The 24,553-nt window shown below is 36.6% G+C and carries 20 protein-coding genes and 1 tRNA gene; 10 read left to right on the forward strand and 11 right to left on the reverse strand.

Translation table 11 applies throughout. From position 1 onward, the window contains the following. Window positions 1-60 precede the first annotated feature (60 nt). Entirely contained in the window at window positions 61-705 is a 645-nt protein-coding gene (locus CBE70_RS17135) for a YchE family NAAT transporter (RefSeq protein ID WP_088495370.1), read from the reverse strand. Window positions 706-1,219: 514 nt separating this feature from the next. Between CBE70_RS17135 and adhE the strand changes: the two genes are divergently transcribed. Further along, a complete protein-coding gene (gene adhE, locus CBE70_RS17140) occupies window positions 1,220-3,886 on the forward strand; it encodes a bifunctional acetaldehyde-CoA/alcohol dehydrogenase (RefSeq protein WP_100160284.1) in 2,667 nt (888 codons plus the stop codon). A 1,212-nt stretch (window positions 3,887-5,098) separates the two neighbouring features. Here the strand turns inward: adhE and CBE70_RS17145 are convergent. Continuing rightward, window positions 5,099-5,695 (reverse strand): thymidine kinase, encoded by a 597-nt coding sequence (locus CBE70_RS17145; protein WP_100160285.1) that lies wholly within the window; start codon window positions 5,693-5,695, stop codon window positions 5,099-5,101. A gap of 509 nt (window positions 5,696-6,204) precedes the next feature. Between CBE70_RS17145 and hns the strand changes: the two genes are divergently transcribed. Continuing rightward, complete coding sequence (gene hns / locus CBE70_RS17150) at window positions 6,205-6,609, forward strand: histone-like nucleoid-structuring protein H-NS (RefSeq protein ID WP_088495367.1); 405 nt, start codon at window positions 6,205-6,207, stop codon at window positions 6,607-6,609. A gap of 231 nt (window positions 6,610-6,840) precedes the next feature. Here hns and CBE70_RS17155 read toward each other — a convergent pair whose 3' ends face one another. The 3 genes from CBE70_RS17155 to rssB all read right to left on the reverse strand — a co-directional run bounded on the left by CBE70_RS17155 (window position 6,841) and on the right by rssB (window position 10,229). Next, window positions 6,841-7,848, reverse strand: coding sequence for an NAD-dependent epimerase (locus CBE70_RS17155; protein ID WP_100160286.1), 1,008 nt, complete (start codon window positions 7,846-7,848; stop codon window positions 6,841-6,843). A 273-nt stretch (window positions 7,849-8,121) separates the two neighbouring features. Then, on the reverse strand, window positions 8,122-9,030 hold the full coding sequence (galU, locus tag CBE70_RS17160; protein ID WP_098942564.1) for a UTP--glucose-1-phosphate uridylyltransferase GalU: 909 nt from the start codon (window positions 9,028-9,030) through the stop codon (window positions 8,122-8,124). A 179-nt stretch (window positions 9,031-9,209) separates the two neighbouring features. Then, complete coding sequence (rssB, locus tag CBE70_RS17165) at window positions 9,210-10,229, reverse strand: two-component system response regulator RssB (protein ID WP_100160287.1); 1,020 nt, start codon at window positions 10,227-10,229, stop codon at window positions 9,210-9,212. A gap of 149 nt (window positions 10,230-10,378) precedes the next feature. Here rssB and CBE70_RS17170 point away from each other — a divergent pair, with 149 nt between their 5' ends. From CBE70_RS17170 to CBE70_RS17180, 3 genes are all read left to right on the forward strand, one after another. After that, window positions 10,379-10,852 carry a YchJ family protein gene (locus tag CBE70_RS17170; RefSeq protein WP_100160288.1) on the forward strand — a complete coding sequence of 158 codons (474 nt, stop codon included), beginning with the start codon at window positions 10,379-10,381 and terminating at the stop codon, window positions 10,850-10,852. 38 nt (window positions 10,853-10,890) lie between these two features. Then, the gene (gene purU / locus CBE70_RS17175; protein WP_069368973.1) at window positions 10,891-11,739 is read left to right on the forward strand and encodes a formyltetrahydrofolate deformylase; all 849 of its coding nucleotides are present in this window, start codon (window positions 10,891-10,893) and stop codon (window positions 11,737-11,739) included. 254 nt (window positions 11,740-11,993) lie between these two features. Then, window positions 11,994-12,078, forward strand: a tRNA-Tyr gene (locus tag CBE70_RS17180). A gap of 32 nt (window positions 12,079-12,110) precedes the next feature. On the opposite strand, the gene CBE70_RS17185 is transcribed toward CBE70_RS17180, so the two are convergent. Continuing rightward, window positions 12,111-12,974: a LysR family transcriptional regulator gene (locus CBE70_RS17185; protein WP_100160289.1), complete on the reverse strand. Its 864-nt coding sequence runs from the start codon at window positions 12,972-12,974 to the stop codon at window positions 12,111-12,113. A gap of 447 nt (window positions 12,975-13,421) precedes the next feature. On the opposite strand from CBE70_RS17185, the gene xthA reads away from it, so the two are divergent. Beyond that, a complete protein-coding gene (xthA, locus tag CBE70_RS17190; protein WP_100160290.1) occupies window positions 13,422-14,228 on the forward strand; it encodes an exodeoxyribonuclease III in 807 nt (268 codons plus the stop codon). Between the two features lie 63 nt (window positions 14,229-14,291). Here xthA and CBE70_RS17195 read toward each other — a convergent pair whose 3' ends face one another. From CBE70_RS17195 to CBE70_RS17205, 3 genes are read right to left on the reverse strand one after another with little or no spacing between them, the layout of a single operon-like run. Further along, entirely contained in the window at window positions 14,292-16,253 is a 1,962-nt protein-coding gene (locus tag CBE70_RS17195) for a DNA topoisomerase III (RefSeq protein WP_100160291.1), read from the reverse strand. A gap of 4 nt (window positions 16,254-16,257) precedes the next feature. Next, window positions 16,258-17,301: a selenide, water dikinase SelD gene (gene selD, locus CBE70_RS17200; protein ID WP_088495360.1), complete on the reverse strand. Its 1,044-nt coding sequence runs from the start codon at window positions 17,299-17,301 to the stop codon at window positions 16,258-16,260. Window positions 17,302-17,316: 15 nt separating this feature from the next. Beyond that, a complete protein-coding gene (locus CBE70_RS17205; RefSeq protein WP_100160292.1) occupies window positions 17,317-17,868 on the reverse strand; it encodes an NAD(P)H nitroreductase in 552 nt (183 codons plus the stop codon). Between the two features lie 545 nt (window positions 17,869-18,413). Here CBE70_RS17205 and sppA point away from each other — a divergent pair. The 3 genes from sppA (at window position 18,414) to pncA (ending at window position 22,205) form a co-directional block, all read left to right on the forward strand. Beyond that, on the forward strand, window positions 18,414-20,270 hold the full coding sequence (gene sppA / locus CBE70_RS17210) for a signal peptide peptidase SppA (RefSeq protein WP_100160293.1): 1,857 nt from the start codon (window positions 18,414-18,416) through the stop codon (window positions 20,268-20,270). 245 nt (window positions 20,271-20,515) lie between these two features. Next, entirely contained in the window at window positions 20,516-21,538 is a 1,023-nt protein-coding gene (gene ansA / locus CBE70_RS17215; RefSeq protein ID WP_100160294.1) for an asparaginase, read from the forward strand. A gap of 22 nt (window positions 21,539-21,560) precedes the next feature. After that, a complete protein-coding gene (pncA, locus tag CBE70_RS17220) occupies window positions 21,561-22,205 on the forward strand; it encodes a bifunctional nicotinamidase/pyrazinamidase (RefSeq protein ID WP_100160295.1) in 645 nt (214 codons plus the stop codon). 106 nt (window positions 22,206-22,311) lie between these two features. Here pncA and CBE70_RS17225 read toward each other — a convergent pair whose 3' ends face one another. Together CBE70_RS17225 and msrB are read right to left on the reverse strand one after the other, a co-directional pair. Beyond that, complete coding sequence (locus CBE70_RS17225) at window positions 22,312-22,593, reverse strand: YeaC family protein (RefSeq protein ID WP_100160296.1); 282 nt, start codon at window positions 22,591-22,593, stop codon at window positions 22,312-22,314. Between the two features lie 81 nt (window positions 22,594-22,674). Continuing rightward, window positions 22,675-23,112, reverse strand: a complete 438-nt coding sequence (msrB, locus tag CBE70_RS17230) for a peptide-methionine (R)-S-oxide reductase MsrB (protein ID WP_100160297.1) — start codon at window positions 23,110-23,112, stop codon at window positions 22,675-22,677. Between the two features lie 343 nt (window positions 23,113-23,455). Between msrB and gapA the strand changes: the two genes are divergently transcribed. Further along, window positions 23,456-24,451: a glyceraldehyde-3-phosphate dehydrogenase gene (gene gapA / locus CBE70_RS17240; RefSeq protein ID WP_023581959.1), complete on the forward strand. Its 996-nt coding sequence runs from the start codon at window positions 23,456-23,458 to the stop codon at window positions 24,449-24,451. Window positions 24,452-24,553 lie beyond the last annotated feature (102 nt).

Consider the following 24,553-nt stretch of genomic DNA (forward strand, 5'->3'; position numbering starts at 1 on the left):
TACTGCTCTTTTTAATAGTACTGTTTAGTAGTACCGTTTTTTAATTGTTCTGCGCTGTGTTTAAACTAATAAGCCTGGGAAAATAGAACGTAATCCAGTCACAATAAATTCAATACCTAACGACATTAATAATAAGCCCATTATACGAGTAACCACGTTAATGCCCGTTTGCCCTAAATATTTCACTAATAGTGTTGCACTGCGAAACAGCAACCAACAACAAAATGCAAAAAAGATACTAGTTGCAGCTAATCCTAAAAAGTTAGTAAAACCTTCCCAGCGAGAGCTCCACACAATACAAGAGCTGATTGCTCCGGGTCCGGCCATTAATGGTAATGCTAAGGGCACAACAGCAACACTATTACGTACTGCGGATTCGTTGCGTTCTTGATTATTTTGTTTATCTTCCCCTAAACGCCCATTTATCATGGTCATTGCAATAGTAACAATCAGCATTCCCCCCGCTATACGAAACGAGTCGATAGAAATACCGAAAATACTCAGTATAGAATCACCGATTAACAGAGAAGAAACCAAAATAATTGCAACGGAGCCATTCGCAATTAAGTTTGTTTTGTTACGCCCTGCATCAGTTTGATAACTCGTCATACTGATAAAGACAGGCAAAATACCAATTGGGTTTACAATCGCAAAAAGACCGACAAAAAATTTAATATAACCGGATAAATCCAGCAGTGACCCCATGAAAAGCCCCTTCTTGGCTAATAAACATGCGAATTATTCTATAAAAGATAGAGTAACTCCAAAAAATGCGCGTTACTTTAAATCAATAAACCAGTTAATTCTATTAGTTAACAAGTTTTTACCTAAAATATTCTCTTGTAAACTGATCAAAACCTAGTGGTTTAATTTTATATTGAAATAAAGTATACGACAAAAAAATCGTTGAATATTTATTTCATATAAGAATCATTCTCATAAAAAGCCCTGCTGAAAGGTGTCAGCTTGCTAATTTTGTGATGTACATCACGTTAATTAATTAGAAAGATGGTAAGCTGTTACCATTCGAAGAAAGAGGGTTACTTCGAAAATATATTTACCTTTATTATTGTTTTTTTTAAGTTTTTTAAGCAAATTATGCCCTCTAATAATTATTACTGAAATAAGCACATTATCATCTATCTAAGCTATTCTTATTAGTTATGACGAAAACGGCTAATTTGCTTAAAAAATTTAACATTTTATCAGGAGTCTCTTTATGTCTGTAACTAACGTTACTGAACTCAATGATTTGGTTGCTCGTGTAAAAAAAGCTCAACGTGAATTTGCTAACTTCTCTCAAGAACAAGTTGATGCTATTTTCCGTGCTGCTGCATTAGCTGCCGCTGATGCCCGTATTCCTCTTGCAAAATTGGCTGTTAAAGAGTCTGGTATGGGTATCGTTGAAGATAAAGTGATTAAAAACCACTTTGCTTCTGAGTATATCTACAATGCGTATAAAGACGAAAAAACCTGCGGGATCTTATCTGAAGATCTGACTTACGGCACAATGACCATTGCTGAACCTATTGGGATCATCTGTGGTATCGTACCGACAACTAACCCAACTTCTACTGCGATTTTTAAAGCATTAATTAGCTTAAAAACACGTAATGGTATTATCTTCTCTCCACACCCTCGTGCAAAAGAAGCAACAAACCGTGCTGCTGAAATCGTTTTAAATGCAGCTATCGCTGCAGGCGCGCCAAAAGATATTATCGGTTGGATTGATGAACCATCAGTCGCACTCTCTAATGCGTTAATGCACCATGAAGATATCAACCTGATCTTAGCGACAGGTGGTCCAGGCATGGTTAAAGCAGCATATAGTTCTGGTAAACCCGCTATCGGTGTTGGCGCAGGTAATACGCCAGTTGTTATTGATGACTCTGCTGATATCAAACGTGCAGTGGCTTCAATCTTAATGTCTAAAACTTTCGATAACGGCGTAATTTGTGCTTCAGAGCAATCAGTTATCGTTGTTGACAGCATTTATAAACAAGTTCGTGAGCGTTTCTCAACTCACGGCGGTTACATGCTGACAGGTAAAGAATTAAAAGCTGTTCAAGACATCATTTTAAAAGACGGCAACTTAAACGCCGCTATTGTGGGTCAACCTGCAACAAAAATTGCTGAAATGGCTGGCATTGAAGTACCTGTAAATACCAAAATTTTAATTGGTGAAGTGAAAGAAACAACAGAAGCAGAGCCTTTTGCTCACGAAAAATTATCTCCACTATTAGCCATGTACCATGCTCAATCGTTTGAAGATGCGGTACTAAAAGCTGAAAAATTAGTTGAGATGGGTGGTATCGGTCACACTTCTTGCTTATATACAGACCAAGATAACTGCCCTGAGCATGTTGCCTACTTCGGCGACAAGATGAAAACATCTCGTATTTTAATCAATACTCCTGCATCTCAAGGTGGTATTGGTGACTTATATAACTTTAAGCTTGCTCCTTCTCTAACATTAGGTTGTGGTTCATGGGGTGGTAACTCCATTTCTGAAAACGTAGGGCCAAAACACCTTATCAACACTAAAACCGTGGCGAAAAGAGCAGAAAATATGTTGTGGCATAAACTTCCTAAATCTATTTACTTCCGCCGTGGTTGTTTACCTATCGCACTAGAAGAGATTGCGACAGATGGTAAAAAACGTGCCTTTATCGTGACCGATGGTTTCTTATTCAACAATGGTTATGTTGATGAAGTAACTCGTGTACTGAAAAAATTTGGTGTTGAAACAGAAGTCTTCTTTGAAGTTGAAGCCGATCCAACATTAAGCGTTGTGCGTAAAGGCGCAGAGCAGATGAATAGCTTTAAACCTGACGTGATCATCGCATTAGGTGGTGGTTCACCAATGGATGCTGCAAAAATCATGTGGGTTATGTATGAGCACCCAGAAACTCACTTCGAAGAATTAGCATTACGCTTTATGGATATCCGTAAACGTATTTACAAATTCCCGAAAATGGGTGTGAAAGCACAAATGGTTGCTATCACAACAACATCAGGTACTGGCTCTGAAGTAACGCCATTCGCAGTAGTAACGGATGACGAAACTGGCCAAAAATATCCATTAGCAGACTATGCATTAACACCAGATATGGCAATTGTTGATGCAAACCTTGTTATGAATATGCCTAAATCTCTGTGTGCATTTGGTGGTTTAGATGCTGTAACTCACGCATTAGAAGCTTACGTTTCCGTATTAGCGAACGAATATTCTGATGGACAAGCACTACAAGCATTAAAATTACTGAAAGAATATCTGCCTGCAAGTTATCATGAAGGCGCTAAAAACCCTGTTGCTCGTGAGCGTGTTCATAATGCGGCAACTATTGCAGGTATTGCTTTTGCTAACGCATTCTTGGGTGTTTGTCACTCAATGGCGCATAAATTAGGCTCTGAGTTCCATATTCCTCACGGTTTAGCTAATGCGTTATTAATTTCAAACGTTATTCGTTATAACGCTAATGACAACCCAACAAAACAAACTGCATTTAGCCAATACGACCGTCCACAAGCACGTCGTCGTTATGCAGAAATTGCTGACCACTTAGAGCTTTCAGCACCGGGTGACCGTACTGCTGCTAAAATTGAGAAACTATTGGCTTGGTTAGAAGAAATGAAATCTTCATTAGGTATTCCTTCTTCTATTCGTGAAGCTGGCGTTCAAGAAAGTGATTTCTTAGCAAGAGTTGATAAATTATCTGAAGATGCGTTTGACGATCAGTGTACTGGTGCTAACCCTCGTTACCCACTGATCTCTGAACTGAAACAACTGTTATTAGATTCTTACTACGGTCGTGAATTTAATGAACATCCGGTTGTTGAAGTAAAAGAAGAGACAAAACCAGCTAAAAAAAGCAGTAAAAAATAATCGAAACACACTGTGTTAGTGTGATCCTCAAATATTCGGTTATTTGTTCTTAAACAGAAACCCAGTCCTATGGCTGGGTTTTTTTATGGCTGATCATTTGTTTATGTGTATTTTGCTACTGATTTCTGAGATTAAGGAATAAGGCGAGATAAGTCACTATTTAGTTATAAATGATAGGTGTTTACACTTAGTTGCTGGGTTTTATTTTTACTATAAAAATAGTGTCTTCCTTTATACGTTCATAATTGGTTCTAGAAAAGACGCTGAGCGACTTATCATTCAAGTTACACATTGGCATTGCCCTATTATAAAAAATGCCTTATGGGTGATTACAGGGCGTATTAAACTCCCCCCCTCTTTCATTAGTTGGCATAATTATTTCATTCTTACCTTATTTTCTTCATAAAATGACTATAACGAATGTTATTTAAAACCATCCTGTTCTCTTTACGATTTACAATCGTACTTTTATTCTTACCCCATAGAAATAACTAAACTTCATCGTTTTGATTATTAATTAGTGATCAAAATATAGAAATATAAATATCTTATATCCATAGCTACATTGGATTTATAAAAAACATAGTTTCAATAAAATATTATCAAAATGAGGCTTACTGGCTTGCTAACGTAATAAAGGTTGCTATTTGTGCATTCCACTTAGAAATTACTCCTTTAGGAGTATGGAAGAGGCCTGTTTATCCACATTGACAGGCATAAAGTGAAGAGTTCTATTTATTCAATAGCAACTTAAGCATCCTATAATCAGCATCTATAAAACCCGATATAAATGTTTCATTATACAAACCATAGATAAAATAAATATTTTTTAGTATTTTATGACTATCTTTATTCAATTTTATTAAACTATGAATAATATAAATGCATCAAATGTTTCACTCTCTTATCATTTGTAAAAAACAATATCGGCATCACAAAACAAACACCTTACGTATATTTGATTATGTCTTTTTTGATTAATGATAATGAAATCGGTGAAATAAATAAATTTTCCCATCAAAAAATAACATATCTTCACAGAGGAAAATCAAGCTCACTGCAATTTGATATAAAAAAAGCCAATAAATTGGCTAAAATTTAAAAATATATAAATATTTTTTAGTATTACGTAATATAACACTTTATTTGAATTCTTATTTAATCCCCCCTCTTTCACCCTGACAAATTAGTAAAAGAGGGAAATTGAAAAGGTTACTCTTGTTCAATACACCCTTTTAGGGTTGCCTGTGTATAATGCTTACGGCAGACTGAAACATATTTTTCATTCCCGCCTATTTCAACTTGAGCACCATCACTCAGTACATTTCCTTTATCATCTAAGCGTAATACTTTATTTGCCTTTCTACCGCAGTAACATACTGTTTTAAGTTCTACCAGTTTATCAGCCCATGCTAATAAATAAGCACTACCTGTAAATAACTCACCTCTAAAATCTGTTCTGAGACCATAAGTGAGAACGGGAATATCATAGGTATCCGTTATTTCGCAAAGTTGTTCGACATGTGCCTTACTTAAAAATTGGCACTCATCAATCAATACACAGTGAATAGTCTGTTTGTTATGCTCAGCAACAATAACGTCACGAATATTCATATCATCACTAAAAAGTAATGCATCCGCACTTAATCCTATTCTTGAGCTAATCTTCCCCTTTGCAAAGCGTGTATCAATAGCCGCAGTAAAAATCAATGTACGCATTCCTCGTTCATTATAGTTATAAGAGGATTGCAATAAAGATGTTGATTTTCCAGCATTCATGGCTGAATAATAAAAGTAAAGTTGAGCCATCAGCTCACTCCTTAAATAGTGTTTATTTTCACGAGCGACAGTCTAACATAAACAATCTACAAGTTATCCATAACAAGTATTTATTACCTTTATTTCTATTCTAGATATACCACCGAAAGATGAAGTTCGTTGTTAATGCTAATTTTTGCTTAAAAAATAAATAGCTTTAATAAGTACTTAACATATTAAAACACACCTTGATATACCTTTATTAAAGTATGAAAGTTAGTCCGATTCCATTTTTAGAAAAAAGTCCGTTATTATAAAAAAATGAACAAAGCTTTCTATTCTTTAGCATTAGCGCTATCATCAGTTAAAAGATGCATTTCCTTACTAATATTTCCTTTATTGACTAAAGATGCCTCAACTTTTATTATTTTTTTCGTTGAGATATTAGTTTAAAAAAAAGAAATTTTACGTAAGGTTTGTATTTAGGTATTGCAGAAATTTAAATAGCAATCTATTATTAGTATTACATCAGCCAACAACATTTATTTGAGACCAGGAAAATGAGCGAATCTTTAAAAATATTAAATAACATCCGTACTCTTCGTGCACAAGCAAGAGAAACTTCTTTAGAAACTTTAGAAGAAATGCTGGAGAAACTCGAAGTTGTCGTTAATGAGCGTCGTGAAGAATTCTCATTAGAAAAAGCAGCTGAAGAAGAACGTGTTCAGAAATTACAAAAATACCGTGAAATGTTAGAAGAAGCCGGTATTGATCCAACAGACTTACTTGAAGCAAGTGCTGTTAATAAAACAGGCCGTGCTAAACGTGCTGCTCGCCCTGCTAAATACTCTTACGTTGATGAAAATGGTGAAACTAAAACTTGGACAGGCCAAGGTCGTACACCAGCTGTAATCAAACGTGCTATTGATGAAGAAGGCAAATCATTAGACGATTTCCTGCTGTAATTTAAGTCAATACTCTATTTGAAATACCCTTTTAATTATTTAGAAGGGTATTTTCTTGTTTACTCCATTTAATTAAACAAGCGTTTAATTTTAATATGTGCTGATGTTGTTTGTATTAGATGTGAGTAAGCAAAAATAAAAAATGTAATAACTGCGTTATTTATTTTTATTTATAATGAAAAAGGAGCTTTTATAGCTCCTTTTTTCTTTGAGTTAATTAAACTAATATTATTAATTTTTATAATAACTTAAATACCAATCGACAAACTGTTTTACGCCGTATTCTACTTCTGTATTCGGAGAAAAACCGATTGTTTCAGACAAGTCTTGGCAATCAGCACAAGTAGAAAGAACATCACCATCTTGCATCGGCATTAAATTTAATTTGGCTTTAATATTTAATGATTTTTCTATCGCTTCAATGAATGCCATCAATTTAGTTGGTTGCCCATTACCCACATTATAGATTTTATAAGGGGCAGAACTTGAAGATGTTTCGCCTTTTTCTACTGTCCAGTTTTCATCTGCTTTTGGTACAACATTAATCAATCGGACAACTGATCCCACAATATCATCAACATAAGTGAAATCACGCGTCATATTTCCACCGTTATAAACATCAATAGGTTCACCAGCTAGCATTGCCTTGGTGAATTTAAATAATGCCATATCAGGACGTCCCCAAGGACCATATACCGTGAAGAAACGTAATCCCGTTGTCGGTAATTGATATAAATGTGAATAGCTATGAGACATTAACTCATTGGCTTTCTTTGTTGCTGCATATAATGAAACTGGGTGATCAACGCTATCTTCTGTTGAGAAAGGCTGTTTCTGATTTAAACCATAAACAGAGCTTGAAGATGAGTAGATAAGATGTCCGACTTTATTATGGCGGCATCCTTCTAATATATTAATATGACCGACAATATTCGCATCGATATATGCCATTGGGTTTTCAATTGAATAGCGAACACCCGGTTGAGCTGCTAAATGAATAACTCGGTCAAATTGGTGTGATACAAATAATTGAGCCACTTTTGCTGAGTCAACGATATCAAGTTTCTCAAAATGGAATTTTTCTAGCTGTTGTAATTTAGCTAATCGAGCTTCTTTTAAGCGTACATCATAATAATCATTCATGTTATCTATTCCGACAACATGATAACCCATTTCGATTAAACGCTGACTCATGTGATAGCCAATAAAACCCGCAGCACCTGTTACCAATATTTTCATATTATTACTCAAATAACCCAATAATTTATTTTTATGTCAACGCTATCATGCTTAATATCACCTCGATTAAACATCATAACGCTCAACATCATCTCATTCATACATTACAGAAATCAACATGGCTCAATACTAAATGCATTGAGCCATACCTTAATCTCTTACAATCGCTTTATCTAGCTTTTCCCATAAAATAATCAGCTTATTATGCATCATGCATTTGCGGGAATTATACAACGAGATTAACCATATAAATGATTATTAATAGGCTTTATTTCACTGTATTTTTAATGATTTTAGCCATTGTGCAAAGTCTTCACCAAACTCTTCGTGCTGTATTCCGTACTCTACGAAGGCTTTCATATAACCTAATTTATTACCACAATCGTGGCTCTTCCCTTGTAGGTGATAAGCTTCAACAGCTTCTTTTTCAATCAGCATTGCAATTGCATCAGTTAACTGAATTTCATCCCCAGCACCAGGCGCTGTTTTCGCTAATAGTGGCCAAATACTTTCAGATAACACATAACGCCCTACAATAGATAAATTCGAAGGTGCTTCTTCTTTCTTAGGTTTTTCAACAACACGAGTAATTGGTTTACTATCACCTGGGCATAAGTTTTCGCCCATGCAATCGACAATACCATAATTAGAGACTTCATCTTCAGGAACAGGTTCAACAAGGATTTGACTTGCACCTGAACGTTCAAAGTGAGAAAGCATCTCTTTTAAGTTAACTTTCGTTAAATCAGCACTGTATCTATCTAAAATAACATCAGGCAGGATAACAGCGAAAGGTTCATCACCAATTAATGGTTTAGCACATAAAATGGCATGACCTAATCCTTTTGCTATTCCCTGACGAGTTTGCATAATGGTGACATGACTTGGACAAATACCTTGTACTTCTTCTAATAACTGGCGTTTAACTCGTTTTTCTAAAATCGCTTCTAATTCAAAACTCGTATCAAAATGGTTTTCAATTGAATTTTTAGATGAATGTGTAACAAGTACAATTTCATTAATACCTGCTGCAATACATTCATTCACTACATATTGAATAAGAGGCTTATCAACCACTGGCAACATCTCTTTTGGAATTGCCTTGGTTGCAGGTAGCATTCTTGTTCCTAATCCAGCAACAGGGATCACCGCTTTTCTAACTTTACGCACTGCTGATGACATTATACTTCTCCTGCAATTCGTACCGTTCTACTTTCAGATATGAATGGGTACAATTAAAAATAATCGCCAGAGTATACCAGCTAATATCTAAGGATAAACAGAGTCCTATCCGTTAATTGAGATAGTTCTTCATTTATGTTTAATATATGCACGATATTCTATTGTTATTTAATCTAAATTTAACTTTTATAGATAGGGGAAAACATTAATTTAATCTGATTTGTGTTATCCCAAATTTTACATTGCCAATTTGTTCCCTCACATTTTACTTGATTAATATATAAAAGTTGCAATGTACCTAAGGGGATACCGCTATTTAATTCAAATTTTTTACTTTCTGTTTTTATTTCAGCTTTTAAACCTGCTGAGGCTAATAGTATATTTTTTTTCTGAGTATGATAATAACCGAGTGTAATAGGGAATTGTCCTTTCACACCAATCTCATTAAGCATTTTATTTAGCTTATTCAACATATTATACATACTTGGTAAAGATCGTACTTTTTCTGATGACTTTAATACATCATTAAAAACAACTCGTAAGAGTAAAGCGACCAAAAGTCCATTTTCATCATCTCTCGATATATCGACACAATAAAAAATAATTTGATCTTCTGATAAAGCCGCAATATCAAATAACAAACCCATTTTAGCGATATCATTTAATTGACGATAATTAACACAATATCCTGCAACAACCTGCTTAACCTGAGGTTGCATCTGTTTTATGAACGATTGAATATAATGGGTATCTTTTCGTAAGCTATTCCAAAGTGGTTCTAAATGTATACCTTCTATTAATACTGATTCAAAAAAGCCAGGGCATAATACTTCAATCACTTTTTGTTTTAATTTATCAAGATGTGTTATTGGCTTAAGAAAAATCTCTTGTGCCCCTAAACGCAACATATCATCTATTTCAGCCATATTATCTGTACATGAAATAGCAATAACGGGAATAGCCAGTTTACGTTGTTCAAGATGACACAAAAAAGTGGGGCCATTCATTACTGGCATACGGATATCACATAAAATAAGATCAGGAAGCAATCCCCCTTCTAATAAAGATAATGCTTGGCTACCGTTATCTGTTGTATAAACGCAAGCCTTCTCATGTGAGAAATATTCCGTCAACATTGTGCGAAAAACGACCTCATCATCAATTATCAAGATTTTTTTACCCACTAATGCTTTGTTCATTGGTGACTCCGGTAACTATCGTTTCACATGCTGATTAATTAGCGCTACATTATTAGTTTAGTTCAACATTGACGTTAATTATTCCCAATCGTTACTTTTTTCAATCTATGGGAAATCGTCATACTGATAACATGAGTTAGGACATTATTTTGTCGAGTTTATGCCCCTGCAATAGCCAATTATTCTACTCTGATTGCTGTGAGCCTTACCATTTAGGTCAAAAAAACGCCCCAACAGCAGAAGCATTGATGCGTTCGCGTTATAGCGCGTTTGTTAAACATAATGCTGATTACTTAATAAAGTCGTGGCATCCCTCTTGTCGTGTTGCCTCCTTGCATGATGAATTAGTTTCAGGCTTTCCAAATACACAATGGCTTGGACTCAATGTTATCTCATCGCAAGCAAGCACAAATAAAAATGAGGCATATGTTGAATTCTCGGCTTGCTTTATTGAAAGAAATGCCGATGATAAACAGTACTTACATGAACGCTCTCGTTTTCTAAAAATAGATGACTGTTGGTTTTATATTGACGGTGTGAAACCGAAAGTGGGACGAAACGATCCCTGCCCCTGTGGTTCCGGACGTAAATACAAAAAATGTTGTGAAAATAACATCAAATAACTGCAAACACAGAAGTAAAAGAAAGGATTTATCCATACATGCAACACCAAAATACTCAAAAAAAAATACTGCGTACTATTTGCCCTGATGCAAAAGGACTTATCGCTAAAATCACAAATATTTGCTACAAACATCAATTAAATATTGTTCAAAATAGTGAGTTTGTTGATCATCGTACAGGTCGCTTTTTTATGCGCACCGAGCTTGAAGGTATCTTTAATGATGAAACCTTTCTTGCAGATTTAGATGACGCCTTACCACAAGGCTCAAAACGTGAATTAAATACCGCAGGCCGTCGTCGCATTGTCATTATGGTGACAAAAGAAGCACACTGCTTGGGTGACTTATTAATGAAAAGTGCATTTGGTGATTTGGATGTTGAAATTGCCGCCGTCATTGGTAATCACGATACGCTAAAACATTTAGTAGAACAATTTGGTATTCCTTTCCATCTTGTTAGCCATGAAGGCTTAACCCGTGATCAACATGATGAAAAGTTAATTGCACAAATTAATCAATACAAACCTGATTATGTTGTACTTGCAAAATACATGCGTGTATTAACACCTGCATTTGTACAAAACTTCCCAAATCAAATTATCAATATTCACCACTCCTTCTTACCTGCCTTTATTGGTGCACGCCCTTATCATCAGGCTTATGAGCGCGGTGTTAAAATCATTGGTGCAACAGCACACTACGTAAATGATAATTTAGATGAAGGCCCAATCATCACTCAAAATGTGATTAATGTTGACCATACGTTTTCTGCTGAAGATATGATGAGAGCGGGTCGAGATGTTGAAAAGAATGTTCTTAGCCATGCTTTATATTGGGTACTTTCACAACGTGTTTTCGTTTACGGTAACAGAACAATCATTTTATAAGTTTTCTGTCACTAATAACGCAAACTCTGTGACTATCTAAATGTAAACCGCGATATAAAACATATCGCGGTTTATTTTTATCTCTTATTAATAGAGATGATATTACTTAAAATCAATACGATAGCGCATAAACCTTGAACGATGCGCACAATTTTACAGCAATCAGTCTGTTTTTAGTAAAATAGCGCTTTACAGATCTCAGGTATTTGGTATTATTGCGCCCGCTGTCACGGACAGCAAAACAATTTAATGTTGGTGGGATACCCAAGCGGCCAAAGGGAGCAGACTGTAAATCTGCCGTCACAGACTTCGAAGGTTCGAATCCTTCTCCCACCACCATTTCCTCCTAGTTTTACTTCATAAAATTCTTTTTATTCCATATTATCAATTAAATCCAAAAATCGATTCAACACACTTGAATGGTACTTAGATTTGTAGATATAACAGCTATACCGTATTTCAGGTTGAGTTAATGGTATAAAGCATAAGTCTGCTTCATACTCACTTTTCAATGGGTTTTCATCTGTTAATAAAAGAGAATGATGCGTTTGAATAAAACGCAAACAGCAATTAAGATCATCCATTATTCTAACACTCACAGACTTTCCTCTATCCCCGATTTCACTCTCTAATTTTTTTATCTTAGCTGTTTTGTATAATGCCGGATCACATAACCAAATATTTTCACTTAAAAGCCTATCGATATTATTATTCACACTATTCACAAGTGTTTTTTGACAACAAATACCCAAGTGTTTATTTTCTATTTTATGAAGAAGACTAAATTTTTCACTAATAATTCTCTCAGAACTTAATATTAATGTATTACCATCATAGTCGGGTATTTCTTCAAAATTTTCTCTTGAAAATCGCATTATATTTATATGGGAATAATTTTTATTTGCTGCTTGATAAAACTGAGTTAAATACTGACTTTTTCCCCAATCATAATAAACATGAATGCTATTATTTATAATCCCAGAGATATGTTTTTTAGTTATCTCTTTTTCCTGAAGATAGAGCGATTTCAAATCATTATAAAGCTCAAGACCTTCTTGGGTTAAACTCATACCAAACTTCTCTCGCTTAAATAAACGCTTTCCTAACACGGCTTCAAAGTCTTTGATAGATTTAGCGACGGGAGGCGTCGTGCGATTCATTACCCGCGCTGCTTTACTTAACGAGCCATTTTCGACTACGGCCATAAAGGCTTCTAACTTACGAGAAAAAAACATAATTCACCATTCCTTTGCTGTGTAGAATAAAATAATTTCACTGATTCATTTAATGTAAATAAAATAGTGATTAATTAATTTAAAAATTAATTTTATATAAAAGTAGTTTTATATAAATATTCTTTTACCTCCTTTTAATGAATACAATTTATAACTACAATATTATTTTTATTATGTCATCATCCTTCACATATAAAGAATAATAATACTTATATTCTTCTATCAAAGATTAGTTTATGTTTCTAGTTTGTTTAATTAATATTTTTTGTTATGCAATTAATTATTTTTATTAAATTAGCGTACTCTATTTAATGACCTTTATTTTTATCTAATTTTATCTTTTTCTTGATAAGCTGTGCCATCATCTCTGTGATTTGCTTACATTCATTTTATGATCCTGCTAGTATAAGGCATCCTATTATTCAATATATAAATGGTTACAGTCACATGAAATTTGTCTCTTTCAACATTAATGGTTTACGCGCTCGTCCTCACCAACTTGAAGCTATCATAGAAAAACATCAGCCAGATGTTATTGGACTTCAAGAAACGAAAGTTCATGATGATATGTTTCCATTAGATACCGTAGGTGCCTTGGGTTATCATGTTTTCTATCATGGTCAAAAAGGACATTATGGGGTTGCCTTACTCACAAAAGAAAAACCTGTTGCAGTACGTAAAGGCTTTCCTGGCGATGACGATGATGCTCAACGTCGCATGATTATGGCAGATATCGAAACACCAGCGGGTTTATTAACAGTTATGAACGGTTATTTTCCTCAAGGTGAAAGCCGTGATCATGAAACTAAATTTCCAGCAAAAGAAAAATTCTATGCTGACCTGCAAAATTACCTAACCACCAGCTTAAAACCAACTTCTCCTGTACTTATTATGGGTGATTTAAATATCAGCCCAACAGATAAAGATATTGGTATTGGCGAAAATAATATGAAACGCTGGTTAAAAACAGGTAAATGTTCTTTCTTACCAGAAGAACGTGAATGGCTGGCAACCTTAATGGGTTGGGGATTAACCGATACATTCCGCCAACAACATCCTGAAGCTGATGATAAATTCTCATGGTTTGACTATCGCTCTAAAGGATTCGATGATAACCGAGGCTTACGTATTGACTTACTTCTAGCAAGTCGCTGCTTAGCGGAGAATTGTATTTCAACAGGAATTGATTACGAGATCCGTGGAATGGAAAAACCATCTGATCACGCACCAGTTTGGGCTGAATTTAAAATCTAATCAGATAAAAGCTTAATTCAGTAAAAGCACTTCCCTAATAGAGGAAGTGCTTTTTATTTGTGCTTAATTATCAGTAGTTGCTTCTTTACTCTGCGCTTTATTTTTTGTGCTGTTTGATTTGTTACTTCCTTTAGTTGCTGTCTTGCGCTTTTTATTATGCGCCGGTGCAGGAAGATTTCTGAACGCTTGAATATTCGGGCGACGTTTCGCTTGAGTAATCAACTCTATCAAGGTGTTATTTAACGGCATCATAAAATCTTGATATTTAAATTGCTTCTCACTAATTTGCGTAAGTATCGATTCCCAGTGTGCTGTCATATCCGGTAAAGTTGCCATATCTGGCAATACATGAATTAATGCTCTACCCGCTGGGGTTGAATTAATGGCTCGCCCTTTCTTTTGCAAAAAGCCACGTTTAAATAACAGCTCAATAATTCCCGCTCTTGTTGCTTCAGTACCTAATCCATCCGTCGCTCTGAGGATTTTCTTAAGTTCTTTATCTTGAACAAAGCGCGCAATTCCGGTCATAGCAGAAAGCAATGTTGCATCAGTAAAAGGTCTTGGAGGTTGCGTTTGCTTTTCAACAATCTCTCCCTTTTCACACAGTAATTCATCACCTTTAGCCACTACTGGTAATGCGGAACCATCATTTTCAGCATCTTGCTCTTTCGCACCTAATAATATTCGCCATCCAGCTTGCGCTAAAAAACGTGCTTTAGCGATAAATTTGCCATTTTCAATATCAAGTTCAATAACGCATTTACGATAAACAGCATCAGGCATAAATTGCATTAGATATTGGCGAGCCACCAGATAATAAATATTTTTCTCATTTTCACTTAATGAGATATTACCCGTTTTTGCCGTTGGAATAATCGCATGGTGAGCATCAACTTTTTTGTCATCCCAGCAACGATTCTTTTTATCAATATCTAGGGTATCTTGCGGTAATAAACTTGCATCATGTGTGCTAATCGCATTAATAACAGCATGACGGCCAGCAAAATGTTCATCGGGTAGATAACGACTGTCAGAACGCGGATAAGTGATTAGTTTATGCGTTTCATATAGGCGTTGGCATGTATCTAAGACTTGTTGTGCACTTAACCCAAAGCGTTTTGCGGCTTCAATTTGTAATGCGGAAAGCGAAAAAGGAAGTGGTGCTATTTCAGATTCTTGCTTATCTTGATAATCCGTTACATTCGCAGGCTTGCCTTGAATTCTCTCAACAACATGTTCTGCAAGTTTACGATTTAATAATCGCCCTTCTTCATCTTGCCAAGGTTCACAATGTTCACTTGGTTGCCAAATCGCAGTAAAGCGTTCATCGGCAGGTGTTACAACATGAGCTTTAACTTCAAAGAAATCTTTAGGAACGAAGTTTTCAATTTCTTCATCACGGCGAACCACTAAGCCTAATACAGGTGTTTGTACTCGCCCTACTGATAACACACCTTGGTAACCATTGCGTTGACCTAAAAGCGTATAGGCTCGAGTCATGTTAATACCATAAAGCCAGTCTGCTCTTGCTCGCGCTAAAGCAGATACGCACAATGGTACAAATTCATGGTTATAACGTAGCTTATCAATAGCACGCGTCACTGCTGCTGGGTTTAAGTCATTAATTAAGCAACGACGCGCCTGTTTTCTTTGCTCTTCACTGATATTTAAATAGTTAAGTACTTCATCTACTAAGAGCTGACCTTCACGATCGGGGTCACCCGCGTGGATCACTTCTTTTGCCTGCTTAAGTAGTGTTTTGATGGTTTCCAGCTGTTTTTTAACATCAGCTCGGGGCTTGAGTTGCCATTTTTCAGGAATAATGGGCAAATCATCTAACGACCAGCGGGCGTACCGCGGGTCGTATGCATCCGGCTCAGCTTGTTCAAGTAAGTGACCAACACACCACGTCACATACTGGTTATCACCACAAAGAATAAAGCCATCGCCCCGTTTATGAGGCTTTGGCAATACATCAGCAATAGCGCGAGCAAGGCTGGGTTTTTCTGCAATAAATAATCTCATTACGTTAGTTAGTCACTTCAATTAACGCTTTTCCAGCTACTGGTGCGGTTAGCTCACCAATAGACGTTAGTTCGATATCAAAACGTGAGGCAACTTCTTTCACTTGTTCAACCGCTTCAGGCAATACTGCTAATAATAAGCCGCCTGATGTTTGTGGATCACAGAGTAATTTACGCTGCATTTCAGTGATTTCACCAATTAAATGGCCATAGCTTTCAAAGTTACGCCCCGTACCACCAGGAACACAGCCTTGTTCAATATAAGATTCTACTTCTGGTAACCTTGGTACTTGTGAGAAGTGAATGGTGGCTTGTACGCCTGAGCCATCACAGATTTCGCTTAAATGCCCTAATAAACCGAACCCTGTAACGTCCGTCATTGCAGTGACGCCTTCGATATCAGAAAAATCAGAACCGGCTTTATTCATACGGCACATAATTTCTGTCGCTAAACCTTGGTGTTCTGGTTTTAGCAGACCTTTCTTCTCAGCCGTTGTTAATACACCGATACCCAAAGGTTTAGTTAAAAAAAGCTGACATCCTGCTTTAGCTTCACTGTTTTTCTTCACTTTGCTCACAGGCACGACACCTGTTACGGCAAGACCAAAAATAGGTTCTGGCGCATCAATTGAGTGACCACCAGCCAGTGAAATACCTGCTTCTTGGCAAGCTGCTCGACCACCTTCAATCACTTCACGGGCAATTTCTGGTGCCAGTTTATTAATTGGCCAACCTAAAATAGCGATCGCCATAATAGGTTTTCCACCCATTGCAAAAATATCGCTAATTGCATTCGTGGCAGCGATACGCCCAAAATCATACGGATTATCAACGATTGGCATAAAGAAATCAGTGGTACTGATAATACCTGTGCCATTTCCTAAATCATAAACAGCGGCATCATCTTTAGTTTCATTACCTACAAGTAAGTGAGGATCATGAAATTTAGCTTGTTCGCTATGTAAAATGGTTTCTAAAACTTTTGGCGAGATTTTACAACCACAACCTGCACCATGACTGTATTGTGTTAAACGAATTGCTTCAGACATAACATGCCATCCTTTTTAAAAATAAGTCACAAAATCAGTTAAGTCAGCAGGAGAAACCGTCATTGGCGCCTTCAAGGCTGGCGTGCCTAAATAAAGAAAACCAACAATCTGGTCATGTTCACCACAGCCAAGTCCTTCTCTTACAACTTCATCATGAGTCCAAGAGCCTGAACGCCAAATTCCCCCAAATCCTTGAGCAACAGCGGCCATTTGCATTGCTTGTACGCTACAACCGGCTGCAACAACTTGCTCCCATTCAGGAACTTTAGGATGATCTTTCACTTTCGCAATAACCGTGATGATCAATGGGGCACGAAAAGGTGCATTTTTTGCTTTTTCTTCAACTTCTGGCCCTAAATTACCCACAACCGCGGCTTTATGCAGTAATTGGCTAAAACGCTCAATGCCTTCATTTTGCATTACAACGAAATGCCACGGCTTAAGTGCACCATGATCAGGCGCGCGCATACCCGCTTGTAAAATAATATTGAGGGCTTCACTATCGGGGGCTGGAGTAGTCAGTCGGGAAGCTGAACGGCGGTTCAAAAGCAGTGTTAATGCATCCATTTTTATTCTCCTGTCAGCATTTTATTTTAGCAAGATCCCATTCTTATGGGGATGGACAGTTCTTATCAATTCGCAGTATAACAAACTGTTATATTACCACCATCCACAGATTTAGGCGGGAATTTTTCTAAAAATCAGCTGTGTGGTTATTTAATCGTAATTTATTGTTCATAAAATGATTAATCTTAGCTTACTAAGTTAATTTAAGCTTATTTTGATCTTATTTTTCTTTTTAATTCGACGATTTCCTATATTACTTTGATGCCTTTTTGTGTGAACTTATTTAGCTATTTTTACGTAAGATAAATGTTTACTTAATAACACTTTAAGTAAAAAGTTATCATTAGTGGTTTCCTAAAAATCAATGACAGACATTCAATAAGAGCTATATTAGAATATTCCTTTATTGTTGTTGCTATTCTCTCTATTGCTAACAACATTTTTTGTTTTAATAGTATGAGATTATGTGGATGTAGCCTGCTTATCAATAATTCTAGCATGACTGTTTAGGATTAAATTTTAGCTTTACATGATGTGGAGATAATATGAATAAAATTATGGAGTTAATCGGCGCAATATTAAAATTCAGTTGGCAAGCCATTAACTTTATCAGGAAATTAATCTTAAACGTTATTTTCTTTTTCCTTCTCTTTATGGTCATTGGTATTTTCTTAATTAGCAAAGAAGCACAAAAACCAATGGATTATGAAGGTGCCCTTCTTGTTGATCTTAAAGGTGTGATTGTTGACCAGACGGCAACCCAAAATCCTTTAGGAGAAGTTGGTCGTGAGCTTTTAGGTGTTTCGAGTAGCCAGCTCCAAGAAAATTCATTATTTGAAGTCGTCGATACACTACGCCTAGCTTCTCAAGATCCGAAAATTAAAGGTATGGTGCTTAAACTTGATGAATTTGCAGGCGCAGATCAGCCTTCGCTAAATTATATTGGTAAAGCACTTAATGAATTTAAAAAGACAGGCAAACCGATTTTTGCAGTGAGTGGCTATTACAGTCAGCCACAATATTATCTCGCTTCTTATGCAGATAAAATTTATCTCACACCTCAAGGTGCAGTGGGTGTTTATGGTTTTGGCTTTCAAAATCTCTATTACAAAACACTGTTAGAAAATTTAAAAGTGAGTACTCATATTTTCCGCATAGGAACGTATAAATCGGCGGTTGAACCGTTAATGCGTAATGACATGTCTGCGGAATCTCGAGAAGCTTCATCACGTTTAGTTAATGCATTGTGGTCTACTTATTTAACCCAAGTGGCAGAAAACCGTAGCATTACCACAGAAGATGTTTTCCCTGGTGCAAAAGAGATGATTGCACAGCTACGCAATGCAGATGGGGATAACGCAACTTATGCGCTAAATCGTAAATTAGTGGATTCTGTAAGCTCATATGCTCAATTTGAAGCAGATATGACAGAAACCTTCCAGTGGGATAAAGAGAACAAACAATTTAACAATATCAGCATTTATGATTATGCCGATACGTTAACTTCATCATTACCTGCAAGTGATGAAGGTAATATTGCCGTAGTCGTTGTTCAAGGTGCCATTATTGATGGTGAAAGCATCCCTGGTTCTGCGGGTGGTTCAACTATTGCTAATCAAATTCGCCAAGCACGTTTAGATCCAAATATTAGGGCGCTTGTTTTACGCGTAAATAGCCCTGGTGGTAGTGTTTCAGCATCTGAACAAATACGTAGTGAAGTCGCCGCCTTTAAACAACAGAAAAAGCATGTCGTTGTTTCAATGGGAGGATTAGCAGCATCAGGGGGATATTGGATCTCAACCCCTGCAAATAAGATTATAGCTAGTCCTTCAACATTAACGGGTTCTATTGGTATTTTCGGTGTTATTAATACCTTTGAAAACAGCCTAGAGTCTATTGGTGTTTATACTGACGGTGTCACAACTTCACCATTAGCCGGATTATCTGTCACAAATAAACTACCTGAAGAATTTGCAGAGCTTTTACAGCTAAATATCGAGAGTGGTTATAAAACGTTTCTTAATTTAGTGGCAGAATCTCGGAAAAAAACACCTGCTCAAATTGATCGTATTGCTCAAGGTCGTGTCTGGGTAGGAATAGATGCAAAAAATGTGGGTTTAGTCGATGAGTTTGGTGATTTTGATGACGCTATTGATGCTGTCGCTAAAATGGCAAAAATTAAAGAGCCCGTTATTGATTGGATGAAACCAGAATTAAGTCTGTCAGAGCAGATCATAATGAGTTTATCATCTAACGCAAAGACACTCCTTCCAGATCCATTACAAGCGTATATACCCGCGCCTGTTTTAAAAGAAGTTAAAACACAAACAGAGTTTTATCGCAATATGAACGATCCGCAAAACCGTTATGCGTATTGCTTATCTTGTGGTGATATTCAATAACTGTTTCTGTCTCAACACCTGCTCTTTCAGGGCAGGTGTTTTTCTCTTTTTTTCCCAACTTTATTTAGCATAATATACTGACGATTATTTTTTACTCGTTTTTATCAATAGTATTTTTAACACAATGATTTAAAGCAGATATTCATTAATCTCTATTTTCTTTTTTTAGCATCCTTTCCTTTTTTTATTCTGTAAACTCCCTATAATCAGGTATTTCTCACAGCCTAATAAGAGTGTTTTGTCTGATGCAAAAGAAATCAATCTACGTTGTATACACAGGTGGTACTATTGGTATGCAACATTCTGAACACGGCTATATTCCTGTATCAGGACATTTACAACGCCAATTAGCCAAAATGCCCGAGTTCCATCGCGAAGAAATGCCTGATTTCACAATCAAAGAGCATCTTCCACTGATTGACTCTTCAAATATTACCCCAGAAGATTGGCAATCTATCGCTGATGATATTAGCGAAAATTATCACAACTATGATGGATTCGTTATTCTTCATGGTACTGATACCATGGCATTTACCGCTTCTGCACTCTCTTTTATGTTTGAGAATCTTAGCAAGCCTATTATCGTTACTGGCTCTCAAATTCCTTTAGAAGCCTTACGATCTGATGGACAAACAAACCTATTAAATGCGCTTTATCTCGCCGCACATCATCCAATTAATGAAGTGGCTCTATTTTTTAATAACACGCTGTATCGAGGAAACCGCACCGTAAAAGCACATGCTGATGGCTTCAATGCCTTTGCATCACCAAATAGCGCACCGCTGTTAGAGGCGGGTATTAATATCAAACAATTTAAAATTAATTCCTTTCCAAAAAGAAATGGGGAATTTACTGCACATAATATTACACCTCAACCTATCGGTGTTGTCACAATTTATCCGGGTCTTTCAGATGAAGTTGTTAAAAATATCCTGATGCAACCAGTGAAAGCCTTAATATTGCGCTCTTATGGTGTCGGTAATGCCCCATCACACCCGGCTCTACTTTCTACCCTACGTGAAGCAACTGAGCGTGGTATTGTTGTTATCAACCTTACACAATGTATTTCTGGTCGAGTAAATATGGAAGGTTATGCAACAGGTCAAGCATTAGCGGAAGCGGGAGTGATCAGTGGCTTTGATATGACATTTGAAGCAACATTAACTAAACTGCATTATCTCCTTAGCCAACAATATAATTACACTGAAATTTGCCGACTAATGCAACAAAACCTACGTGGTGAAATGACATTAGACGATAACGACTAAGTTTAATCTAAAGGTAAAAGTGGTGAAAAATTCTGCACTGTTATTGGTTGATATACAAAACGATTTTTGTACGGGTGGTGCATTAGCTGTTAATGAAAGCGACATCGTTATACAAACAGCCAACCAACTTATTCATAGTTTCAAGCAATCTAAAAATCCTATTATCGCCAGTTTAGACTGGCATCCAGCCGATCATCTTAGCTTTGCTGAAAATTCAGGCACTGTTGTGGGAGAAATCGGTACACTTAATGGATTACCACAAGTTTGGTGGCCAGTACATTGCGTACAAAATTCTTATGGTGCTGCATTTCATCCTGAATTAAACCAAGCACTGATTAATCATATTATTTACAAAGGGCAAAACCCCCTTATTGATAGTTATAGTGCTTTTTTTGATAACGACCATGAATACCAAACAGGTTTGCATACACTTTTACAGACGTTAAATATAAAACATCTTTATATTTTAGGAATTGCTACGGATTACTGTATCAAATTTACAGTGTTAGATGCATTGTTATTAGGATATCAGGTTTCAGTCATTACAGACGGTTGTCGCGGTGTAAATATTCAAGATGACGATAGTGAAAAAGCACTAGAAGAAATGAGAGCAAAAGGCGCGGCATTAATTGATTCAGCACATTGGCTTAATCGTAACAATCAATAAGTTCGTTATTTTCTTTATTTTTATAAAATGAAAAAGGGGCTGCTTTTAACCTGCTTGGTTAATAAACAACCCCTTTTTATATTTTTCTATCCATTCAACACAGGTTTTATTCATCATCCATTGGCGTTAACGTTGCTAAACGTTCAGATTGAAACTGAGCTTTTAATTCTTGTTTGCTCTTCATGGTAATTTGTCCATTAGTTCCCACTGTCATATGCTCAGGTGTGTGGTTATTTTTCGCCTGCCACAATAAAACAATCTGCATACAATGCTCTTTTTGCTCATCGGTCAATGCAACGCCATCAGGCCATTTACCTAGCTCAACTGCGGTTGAAATGCGCTGGTAGATTTCAGGGGTTACCATCGAAATAAGTTCATTAACTTCCATTGATTGCTCCATAAGCTAAATAATCACTTGAAATGGCTGAATCGTTTTTTCATTTGTTATATTTTTGTTAATTTAACTAAATTAACCCGCTTGTTTTTCGCCTGTTTCACTATTCGTAAATGAAAGAGATGCTGAATTAACACAATAACGCTCCCCTGTTGGGGCTGGACCATCATTAAAAACATGGCCTAAATGTGCATCACATTGCTGGCAACGTATTTCGGTTCTTTGCATATTATGCGAAAAATCATCAATATAGCGAATCGCACTATCACTAACGGGTTGATAGAAGCTAGGCCAACCACATCCTGCATCAAATTTCGTATCTGAATAAAACAAAGGAGCAGAACAACACAAACAGTGATAAATCCCTGTTTGGCGATTGTGTAATAATTTACCACTAAACGGCGGTTCTGTGCCTTGCTGTTGCGTCACATAACGTTGCATTTCGTTGAGTGTTGATAAATCAAGGTGATTGTTATTACTTGAAATATTCACTTTCTTTTCATTATCTGCCATATCGACCTCTTGCCCAGAAAAATGCTTTTTAAAACAACAGTGAATAATAACAAAGATTTAACAACAAATCTGAAAAATATAGTCTAAAATCATCAAGAGTAATCTTTAGTTTTTGAAATGTGATGAATTTCACATAACGGAGCAAAGGTAACTTCATTTATCGGCGTTGATCCCGATAATACACAGCGTAACATTTGGCTAAAACGACCAATCTTTAAGCGAAAAGTGTTTTTTTAATTGATTTTTTGCAATTATTGACACGATTCCGCTTGACGATTGGCGCGGTTTTGGTAACTTTAGAAGCAACTTTTTAATTCACTAAATTAAAGCTGGTGGAATACATATGACTATCAAAGTAGGTATTAATGGTTTTGGTCGTATCGGCCGCATCGTTTTCCGTGCTGCTCAAGAACGTTCAGATATCGAAATCGTAGGTATTAACGATCTGTTAGACGCAGACTACATGGCATACATGCTGAAATACGATTCAACTCATGGCCGTTTCAACGGTACTGTTGAAGTAAAAGATGGCCACCTCGTTGTTAATGGTAAAACCATCCGCGTAACTTCAGAAAGAGATCCAGCAAATCTGAAATGGAACGAAGTCGGTGCTGACGTTGTTGCAGAAGCAACTGGTCTGTTCTTAACTGACGAAACTGCTCGTAAACACATCCAAGCTGGCGCGAAAAAAGTTGTTCTGACTGGTCCTTCAAAAGACAGCACTCCAATGTTCGTAATGGGCGTAAACCATAAATCATACGCAGGCCAAGATATCGTTTCTAACGCATCTTGTACAACTAACTGCTTAGCGCCTTTAGCTAAAGTTATCAACGACAACTTCGGTATCGTTGAAGGTCTGATGACTACTGTTCACGCAACAACTGCAACTCAACGTACTGTTGATGGTCCATCTGCTAAAGACTGGCGTGGTGGTCGTGGTGCTTCTCAAAACATCATCCCATCATCAACTGGTGCTGCTAAAGCTGTAGGTAAAGTTATTCCTGAACTGAACGGCAAACTGACTGGTATGTCTTTCCGTGTTCCTACTCCTAACGTTTCTGTTGTTGACCTGACTGCACGTCTGGAAAAACCAGCAACTTACGCTCAAATCTGTGACGCTATCAAAGCAGCAGCTGAAGGCGAACTGAAAGGCGTTCTGGGTTACACTGAAGATGCAGTTGTTTCAACTGACTTCAACGGCGAAGTTCTGACTTCAGTATTTGATGCTAAAGCAGGTATCGCTCTGAATGACAACTTTGTTAAATTAGTTGCTTGGTACGATAACGAAGTTGGTTATTCAAACAAAGTTCTGGATCTGATTTCTCATATCTCTAAATAATTAGAGTTTAGAAAGTCACGATTTCTTTTAGAGCCACCTTTTCGGTGGCTCTTTTATTTTCTAGCCAGTCAGTTTATTGTATTGAAATAGTCAGTGACATAA

This window comes from Proteus columbae, assembly GCF_002777965.1.
Lineage (GTDB): Bacteria > Pseudomonadota > Gammaproteobacteria > Enterobacterales > Enterobacteriaceae > Proteus > Proteus columbae.

What these genes read in the sequence shown, in the direction of transcription:
- CBE70_RS17135 (WP_088495370.1), bottom strand. Translation starts at nt 705, where the DNA reads ATGGGGTCACTGCTGGATTTATCCGGTTATATTAAATTTTTTGTCGGT.
- adhE (WP_100160284.1), top strand. Translation starts at nt 1,220, where the DNA reads ATGTCTGTAACTAACGTTACTGAACTCAATGATTTGGTTGCTCGTGTA.
- CBE70_RS17145 (WP_100160285.1), bottom strand. Translation starts at nt 5,695, where the DNA reads ATGGCTCAACTTTACTTTTATTATTCAGCCATGAATGCTGGAAAATCA.
- hns (WP_088495367.1), top strand. Translation starts at nt 6,205, where the DNA reads ATGAGCGAATCTTTAAAAATATTAAATAACATCCGTACTCTTCGTGCA.
- CBE70_RS17155 (WP_100160286.1), bottom strand. Translation starts at nt 7,848, where the DNA reads ATGAAAATATTGGTAACAGGTGCTGCGGGTTTTATTGGCTATCACATG.
- galU (WP_098942564.1), bottom strand. Translation starts at nt 9,030, where the DNA reads ATGTCATCAGCAGTGCGTAAAGTTAGAAAAGCGGTGATCCCTGTTGCT.
- rssB (WP_100160287.1), bottom strand. Translation starts at nt 10,229, where the DNA reads ATGAACAAAGCATTAGTGGGTAAAAAAATCTTGATAATTGATGATGAG.
- purU (WP_069368973.1), top strand. Translation starts at nt 10,891, where the DNA reads ATGCAACACCAAAATACTCAAAAAAAAATACTGCGTACTATTTGCCCT.
- CBE70_RS17185 (WP_100160289.1), bottom strand. Translation starts at nt 12,974, where the DNA reads ATGTTTTTTTCTCGTAAGTTAGAAGCCTTTATGGCCGTAGTCGAAAAT.
- xthA (WP_100160290.1), top strand. Translation starts at nt 13,422, where the DNA reads ATGAAATTTGTCTCTTTCAACATTAATGGTTTACGCGCTCGTCCTCAC.
- CBE70_RS17195 (WP_100160291.1), bottom strand. Translation starts at nt 16,253, where the DNA reads ATGAGATTATTTATTGCAGAAAAACCCAGCCTTGCTCGCGCTATTGCT.
- selD (WP_088495360.1), bottom strand. Translation starts at nt 17,301, where the DNA reads ATGTCTGAAGCAATTCGTTTAACACAATACAGTCATGGTGCAGGTTGT.
- CBE70_RS17205 (WP_100160292.1), bottom strand. Translation starts at nt 17,868, where the DNA reads ATGGATGCATTAACACTGCTTTTGAACCGCCGTTCAGCTTCCCGACTG.
- sppA (WP_100160293.1), top strand. Translation starts at nt 18,414, where the DNA reads ATGAATAAAATTATGGAGTTAATCGGCGCAATATTAAAATTCAGTTGG.
- ansA (WP_100160294.1), top strand. Translation starts at nt 20,516, where the DNA reads ATGCAAAAGAAATCAATCTACGTTGTATACACAGGTGGTACTATTGGT.
- CBE70_RS17225 (WP_100160296.1), bottom strand. Translation starts at nt 22,593, where the DNA reads ATGGAAGTTAATGAACTTATTTCGATGGTAACCCCTGAAATCTACCAG.
- msrB (WP_100160297.1), bottom strand. Translation starts at nt 23,112, where the DNA reads ATGGCAGATAATGAAAAGAAAGTGAATATTTCAAGTAATAACAATCAC.
- gapA (WP_023581959.1), top strand. Translation starts at nt 23,456, where the DNA reads ATGACTATCAAAGTAGGTATTAATGGTTTTGGTCGTATCGGCCGCATC.